Source organism: Stenotrophomonas sp. Sm10, assembly GCF_030985515.1.
Taxonomy (GTDB): domain Bacteria; phylum Pseudomonadota; class Gammaproteobacteria; order Xanthomonadales; family Xanthomonadaceae; genus Stenotrophomonas; species Stenotrophomonas hibiscicola.
In genome coordinates this window covers 1-5,746 of sequence record NZ_JAPTFO010000135.1, presented here as the reverse complement: position 1 = coordinate 5,746, position 5,746 = coordinate 1, and the positions used below count along the sequence as shown (strand labels likewise).

Sequence of the window (5,746 nt, the reverse complement as noted above, 5' to 3'; positions counted from 1 at the left end):
GGTCCCGCCCATCACGTATCAATCAAGGCGCTGACGGAGCGCTTGATAAACCTTATTCCGCCAACATCGCCGTCAGCTTCTCCCGCGCCGGGCCGGCCAGCTTCGGGTTGTCCAGCGCGAAACGGATCGTCGCTTCGACCAGCCCCAGGTGCGTGCCGCAGTCGAAGCGCGTGCCCTCGAAACGATAGGCATCGACCTCTTCGGTCTTCAGCAGCTGCGCGATCGCGTCGGTCAGCTGGATCTCACCGCCGGCGCCGCTGCCGGTATTTTCCAGCAGCTCGAAGATCTTCGGGCTCAGCACGTAGCGGCCGACCACGGCCAGGTCGCTCGGCGCGTCCTCCGGCTTCGGCTTCTCCACGATCTGCGAAATGCGCCCCTTGCGGCCATCGAAGGCCTCGGTTGCGACGATGCCATAGCTGGCGGTCTTGTCGTGCGGCACATCTTCAACGGCGATGACGCTGGCGCCACTGGCTTCGTTCAGATCGGCCATCTGCTTCAGCGCGCCGTCGCCGCGGTTCCAGATCAGGTCGTCCGGCAGCAGCACTGCAAACGGCTCGTCACCGATCACGGCCTTTGCACACAGCACCGCATGGCCCAGGCCCAGGGCCTCGGCCTGGGTCACAAAGATCGCACGCACGCCGTTGGGAAGCACGTGGCGGATCATCTCCAGCTGTTCCTGCTTGCCGGCTCGCTCGAGCTTCTGCTCCAGCTCGTAAGCCTTGTCGAAGTAGTCGGCCACGGCATGCTTGTAGCGGTTGGTGATGAACACCAGCGTGTCGCAACCAGCTTCGATTGCCTCATCGACCGCGTACTGGATCAGCGGACGATCAATGATCGGCAACATTTCCTTCGGAACCGTCTTGGTTGCCGGCAAGAAGCGCGTCCCGAGCCCTGCCACTGGAAAAACTGCCTTGCGAATTCGCTTGCTCATTGGTGCCTGTTGGCCTCACGTGCCGGAAAGGGCACGACTTTAGCGGATGAAATGTAAGCATCCTGTTCGATTGGCGAGAACTCCGGCATTGTCGCGAACAGGATCTCCTGGATGCTGGTGGTGTCGTAACCAGCCACGGCATCGCGCAGGCGCGGAACATTGCCCAGCACCAGGTCACGTGAGAACGCGCGCACACCGGCCTCGAGAATCTTCGGGTGCGCGGTGGAACGATAGTCCTCGTCCGAATAGAACAGCGTCTCGTGCAGCTTCTCGCCCGGACGCAGCCCGGTGTAGATGATCGGAATGTCCTTGTACGGCTGCTTGCCGGCCAGGCGGATCATCTGCTCGGCCAGTACACGGATCGGCACCGGCTCGCCCATGTCGAGGGTATAGATCGCACCGTGCGACGCCGAGGCGGCGGCCTGCAGGATCAGCTGACAGGCCTCCGGGATGGTCATGAAGTAGCGGCTGACTTCCGGGTCGGTGACGGTCACCGGCCCACCCCGCAGGATCTGTTCGCGGAACAGTGGCACCACGCTGCCGGCCGAGGCCAGCACGTTGCCGAAGCGCACCGTGACGAAACGGGTATGCGTGGACTTCTGGTCCAGGCTCTGGCAGATCATTTCCGCATAGCGCTTGCTGGCGCCCAGCGCATTGACCGGGTCGACGGCCTTGTCGGTGGAAATGAACACGAAGTGCTCGACGCGCGCTTCCAGGCAGGCGCGGGCCACGTTCTCTGTGGCCAGGATGTTGTTGCGCACCGCCTCGCGCAGCTGCCGCTCCAGCACCGGTACATGCTTGTAGGCGGCGGCATGGAAGGCGGTGTCGACGGGATGCAGCGACAGCGCATGGCGGATCACCGCCGGGTCGCCGCAATCGCCCAGCACTGCTTCAACCTCGACGTCCGGGAAGCTGCGTCGCAGCTCACCCTCGATGGTCAGCAACAGCAGCTCGCTGATCTCGAGCAGGATGATGCGACCGGCACCGTGACGCGCGCACTGGCGGCACAGCTCGGAGCCGATCGAGCCGCCAGCGCCGGTGACCATCACCGTACGCCCGCCCAACCAGCCACGGATCAGGTTCCAGTCCGGCATGATCGGCTTGCGGCCGAGCAGATCCTCGATCGCCACTTCCTTCAACTGCCCCGGCAGCGACTGGCCCTGCAGGATGTCGCTGAGCTTGGGCACGGTGCGGAACGGCACGCCGGTGCTTTCGCAGATGGCCACGATCCGCTGCATGCCTGCGGCGTCCAGCGAGGGGATGGCGATCACCAGCAGCTTGGCCGCCGTCTCACGGACCACGGTCGGCGCATCGTCCAGGGTGCCGAGGATCGGCAGGCCCTGCAGCTTGGCACCGCGCAGGTGCGGCGCATCGTCCAGCAGGCCGACCGGCTCGAAATTGCCTGAACGGCGCAGGTCACGGACCAGGGTCTCGGCGGCCTGGCCGGCACCCAGGATCAGCACGCGACGCGCGGATGAGTCCGACTGCAGCGCCTGGTAGTCCTTCCAGGCCCGGTACAGCAGGCGCGGCGCGCCCAGCAGCGCCGACAGCGCGAACGGATAGATCACCAGCACCGACATCGGCACGCCATCGAAGCGCTTCCACATCAGCACCAGCACGATGGCCACCATGCCGATGAAGCTGGCCTTGAAGATGTTCAGCAGGTCGCTGACGCTGGCGAAGCGCCACAGCCCCCGATAGAGGCCCACGCGCCAGAACACCAGGCCCTGCAGCAGCAGCACCAGCGTGGTGTCGACGTTCCAGAGAGGGAGCTCGGGGGCGTTGGCCAGGATCGAGTACCGCCCTGCGTGCAGCAGCTGCCAGCATGCCCAGACCATGAACAGGTCGTGGCAGACGATGGCCGAACGCGGCATCAGGCCGAGGATTCTGTCCCGCCAGGGTGAAGCCATAAGTCAGGTATTTCCTTTTCGGTGGCGCAATCCATTGCGCAGGAGGAGCCAGAGGACGCTCAGCGCAATGAACCACGCGATCGCCACGGCAGCCTCCCACCTCGGCTGCAAGTTGGAGCAGACATTAAGCACTGTAATACTGAACAGGCCCAAAGCAAAGTACATCCCTGTTACCCGGGCGTGACTGGCTCCTGCCTGCACCGCGCGCTGGTAGACATGCTGGGTATGGGGTTCCATCCAGCGTTGTCCTGAAATGATGCGCGCCAGCAGTGTGAAGCCCGCGTCCACAAGGAACGGCGATGCCGACACAAGCAGCAGTATCCAGTTGATGTCGGTCTTGACACTGGCCAGTGCCAGCACCGCCGCAACCGCATAACCCAGCGCGCCACTTCCGACATCGCCCATGAAGATCCGGGCCCGTGGGAAGTTGAATGGCAGGAAGCCCAGGCACGCCAGGCCCAACGCGATGGCCGCCAGCGAGTACGGCCAGGGCAGCAACGGCGCCAGCCCCAGGGCCACCACAACGGCCTGGCTGGCCGCGATGCCGTTGATCCCATCCATGAAATTCCAGATGTTGATCAGAGAGGCAGTGAACAGCAGGACCAACACGGCCAGCAGCCAGCTGCCACCATGCACCCTGACCAGCGCGGCCAGCAGCGCGGCGGCGATGAAATGCACCATCAGGCGGCGCATGGCCGGAAGCGGCCGATGGTCATCCCACCAGCCGATACCCGCCACCAGCGCCAGGCCAAGGGCGGCCACGAGCAGGCTCGGAAGCGCTGCGGGCCAGGCCCACATGGCAACACCGGCGGTCACCAGCAGGCTGATGACGATGGCGATGCCGCCACCTCGAGGGGTCGCTACGCTGTGACTGCGGCGCTCGCCCGGCTGGTCAAACAGTTGCCGGCGCAGCGCATAGCCCCGCGCCGCCCAGGTCAGTGCCGCACTCAGCAGGGCCAGGCCCAGCAGCGCGCCCATCACGAGCCACGGCATGGATCAGAGCACCGCGTAATTCAACAGCGGCTTGACCGTACCCCACTCCTTGCAGCTCGGGCACTGCCAGTGATGGGTGCGCGCCCCGAAACCACAGCGGGTGCAGCGATAGGCCGGGTTGCGTACCAGCAACTGGTCGGTGATGTGCTTGAGGTCGTGCAGGGTCGCCGTGGAATCAGCGCCTTCAGCAAGGGTCAGGTCGATCAGCGCGGACTCGCCACGCACCGACGGGCGGTCCTTGAGCTGGCGGCCCAGATAGGCACGGGCCGGGGCCACGCCCTCCTGCTCTTCCATCAGGCGGGTCAGCGCCAGCACCGGGGCAATGCCACGGTAATGCTCGGTCATCTCCGACAGGAAAGCGCGCGCGCCTGCCAGATCACCCACCTTGCGGTAGTTCTGCATCAGCGCCGGCAGCAGCTCCGGCAGGTACTCCGGATCATTGCGCGCAGCACGCTCGAACGCGCGTACGGCCGCTTCCGGATTGCCCGCGTCGGTTTCCAGGCGCCCTTCGATGATGCCGGCACGCACCGACATCGCATCGGCCTGGTAGGCCCGAGCGATCGCCGCCCTCGCCTCTTCCAGCTTGCCGGCACCGCGGAAGCGTTCGGCCAGTTCGCACTCGAACTGCCCGATCAGCTTGCCCATCGGCTCGCCGGTGACGTCCTCGAAACGGGTCGCGTTGTCGATCGCCTTTTCCCAGTCACGCTCGGCCTGGTAGATGCCGATCAGGTGCTTGAGTGCCTGCGGGGCACGCTGGTCCAGCTGCGCCAGTTCGGTGAACACGGTCTCGGCACGGTCCAGCAGGCCGGACTTCATGTAGTCCTCGCCCAGCGCCAGCAGCGCCTGCACGCGTTGCGCATCGCTGAGGTCGTGCCGGTTGACCAGGCCCTGGTGCAGGCGGATGGCGCGATCGACTTCGCCGCGGCGGCGGAACAGGTGGCCCAGCGCGACCTGGGTCTCGAAGGTTTCCTTGTCCAGCTCGGCGATGTGCAGGAACAGCTCGATGGCCTTGTCCGGCTGCTCGTTGAGCAGGTAGTTCAGGCCACGGAAGTAGGTGCTGGACAGGCGGCTGACCTGGTTGTCACCGTGGCGTTGACCACCACGCCGTCCGATCACCCACCCGGCCAGTGCGGCCAGCGGAACGAACAGGAAGAACCAGAACCACTCGGTGACGAAATCCATCTTCGATCAGCGTCCATCAAAAGATTGAGGGGAGGCAACCGGTGCCGGCGTGGCGGCAGCGGACTTGTTGGCGCGGCGCAGCTGGCTGTAGAGCGGAATGACCACGCTCACCAGCACCAGGCCAGCACCAACGATGACGCCGATCAGCAACGCGGCAATGATGGCCACGCCGACCGAGGTCTTGAGCTGGGTGAACAGCAGGTTGATGGTCATCTCGTCCATGTTCATGGCACCGATGATCAACCCAACAATGAGTACCGCCAGCAGGACCAGCAGACGAAAAACCTTCATGCGACAGCTCCAGTGGCAGGAGTCCGTAGCTTATCCGACTCGCGGCTGGATTCGCACGCGGTGGCGCGACGGGAGGCTCAGGCCGGATCGGCGTCCAGCGGCAGCACACTGCTGACACGCTCGCGCAGTTCCTTGCCCGGCTTGAAATGTGGGACGTGCTTGCCCGGCAGGGCAACCGACTCGCCGGTCTTCGGGTTGCGACCCAGGCGCGGCGGCCGATAGTGCAGCGAGAAGCTGCCAAAACCACGAATTTCGATGCGATCCCCGGCGGACAGCGATCCGCCCATCATTTCCAGCAACGACTTCACCGCCAGATCGACATCATCGGCCTTCAGGTGCGCCTGGCGGCGCGCAAGGATTTCGATCAGTTCGGATTTGGTCATTACCGGCTCACATCAGGGGTATCTCAGCCTGAAACGGCCCGGGCAAGGCCCGGGCC

Annotated in this window: 6 protein-coding genes; all 6 read right to left on the bottom strand. The window is 65.0% G+C overall.

Going from position 1 to position 5,746, the window contains the following annotated elements; translation table 11 throughout:
* Window positions 1-52 precede the first annotated feature (52 nt).
* The 6 genes from galU to O0J15_RS20155 all read right to left on the bottom strand — a co-directional run bounded on the left by galU (window position 53) and on the right by O0J15_RS20155 (window position 5,690).
* On the bottom strand, window positions 53-931 hold the full coding sequence (gene galU, locus O0J15_RS20180) for a UTP--glucose-1-phosphate uridylyltransferase GalU (protein WP_134735392.1): 879 nt from the start codon (window positions 929-931) through the stop codon (window positions 53-55).
* Window positions 928-2,841 carry a nucleoside-diphosphate sugar epimerase/dehydratase gene (locus O0J15_RS20175; RefSeq protein ID WP_019661302.1) on the bottom strand — a complete coding sequence of 638 codons (1,914 nt, stop codon included), beginning with the start codon at window positions 2,839-2,841 and terminating at the stop codon, window positions 928-930. Before O0J15_RS20175 ends, galU begins: the two co-directional genes overlap by 4 nt.
* A 3-nt stretch (window positions 2,842-2,844) precedes the next feature.
* Window positions 2,845-3,834 (bottom strand): glycosyltransferase family 4 protein, encoded by a 990-nt coding sequence (locus O0J15_RS20170; RefSeq protein WP_021204149.1) that lies wholly within the window; start codon window positions 3,832-3,834, stop codon window positions 2,845-2,847.
* 3 nt (window positions 3,835-3,837) lie between these two features.
* Window positions 3,838-5,016 (bottom strand): lipopolysaccharide assembly protein LapB, encoded by a 1,179-nt coding sequence (gene lapB, locus O0J15_RS20165; RefSeq protein ID WP_019661300.1) that lies wholly within the window; start codon window positions 5,014-5,016, stop codon window positions 3,838-3,840.
* A gap of 6 nt (window positions 5,017-5,022) precedes the next feature.
* Complete coding sequence (locus O0J15_RS20160; protein ID WP_019661299.1) at window positions 5,023-5,307, bottom strand: LapA family protein; 285 nt, start codon at window positions 5,305-5,307, stop codon at window positions 5,023-5,025.
* A gap of 77 nt (window positions 5,308-5,384) precedes the next feature.
* Entirely contained in the window at window positions 5,385-5,690 is a 306-nt protein-coding gene (locus O0J15_RS20155; RefSeq protein ID WP_005409286.1) for an integration host factor subunit beta, read from the bottom strand.
* Window positions 5,691-5,746 lie beyond the last annotated feature (56 nt).